We start from the raw sequence: 1453 nt of genomic DNA on the forward strand, positions 1-1453 counted from the left end.
AGGTTGATTCCGACGTGGGTGGCTGGGGCCGGTGTGGTGGGTCGTTGGCGGAATCTTCCTGGGTTCCGTTCGTAGTAGTCCTGGTGGGCTTTGTCTCGCTTGTCCCAGAGCTCTTTCCAGGAGCCGTCGTGGACCTGTGAGGGAGAGAATAGTGCGATGCCGGAGTGTTTGTGGTCGGTGCTGTACCAGTGCACGTAGTCGGTGAGGTAGTCCCGGGCTGCCTCGAGATCGTTAAAGATCCGGGGGTAGCCGGGCCGGTATTTCATCGTGCGAAAGCCTGATTCCGAGAAGGGGTTGTCGTTGGAGACGTGCGGGCGGTTATGGGTCAGTTCCACGCCGTGGGCGGTGAGGGTGTCACGGAGCAGGTTTGATCTCATGGCCGGGCCTGAATCGGCATGGACGATGCGTGGGGCCCCGTACCGGGCGATGGCTGTTTGGAACATCTGGGCGGCGAGGTGGTCGGACTCGCGGTCCTCCACACGCCAGCCGACGATCTCCCGGGAGTAGATGTCCATGATGGAGTAGACCTTGAAAGCCTTCCCCTGCCATTTGGAATAGACGTCGGTGATATCCCAGGACCAGACCTGGGAGGGGCCGGTGGCCTTGAGGACCGGCTTCGCGTAGGAACCACGCGTGCTGCCACGCTTGCGCGGGATGGTTGGGCGGGCCTGCTGATCCTCGTGCCCTGCCGCGATCCGCCACCATGTGCGGTTGGAGGCGAGCAGCACGCCGTTGTCCCAGGCCGTGGCGAAGGCATGGTCAACGGAGTTGCCCTTCTCCCAACCGGCCAGGATGAACCCCAGGATCCGGTCCTGATGCTCGGTGCTGATCCGGGATTCGTAGGCACGGTCGGCCTGGTGGATCGGGTTCTGCACCGCCTGACGTGGATGGGACCGGTAATGCCAGGTCCCGCGTGAGAGGCCCGCAAGCTTTAGCGCTGTCCGCTGGGAGCCGATGATCACATGCAGCTCCAGGACAAGACTGTTCTCAGCGGCTATGAATCGTTCTGAGCGCTCGTCGGGGTTGTATCGGGCTCTGGCACGCTCAAGTCGTGCAAGAGCCCGATAGCTTTTCCCAGCGCAGAATTCGTGTCCTCCAGCTCCTGCACCCGCTTCTGGAGTTTTTCGACTTCGGCACGGTGGGCAGCCATTTCCTTCGCGCGTGCTTTTTCAAACGCGGAAAGTTCACGATTCGTTGGGACCATGGCTCCATGTTCCCGCGGAATCAGGCCACGGTCGATATCGCCCTGGAGCATCATCTTGCGCCACCTGCGGAACGTCCATTCAGAAATGGACCTGAAGGCAAGCCACTCCTTCCTAGTCCCGTGCGGCTGCAAATAGTACTCATGCATGAACTCACGGATCTCTTCACGCGTAAAACCCTTGTTATCAACGGGCATCGCCGGCTCCTTCAACAGGTAATGAATGACTCACAACCAGCCTGACGAAGAGGG

General features: G+C 60.7%; 2 protein-coding genes. Both read right to left on the reverse strand.

Going from position 1 to position 1453, the window contains the following annotated elements; translation table 11 throughout:
• On the reverse strand, positions 1-875 hold an 875-nt coding region (locus ACFRJ9_RS23945), incomplete at its 3' end, for a transposase (protein ID WP_377673396.1).
• A gap of 119 nt (positions 876-994) precedes the next feature.
• On the reverse strand, positions 995-1399 hold the full coding sequence (locus ACFRJ9_RS23950; RefSeq protein WP_377673398.1) for a hypothetical protein: 405 nt from the start codon (positions 1397-1399) through the stop codon (positions 995-997).
• Positions 1400-1453: the final 54 nt, after the last annotated feature.

Origin of the sequence: Paenarthrobacter sp. NPDC056912, from assembly GCF_042786555.1 — a bacterium.
In the GTDB taxonomy this organism is placed as follows: Bacteria; Actinomycetota; Actinomycetes; order Actinomycetales; family Micrococcaceae; genus Arthrobacter.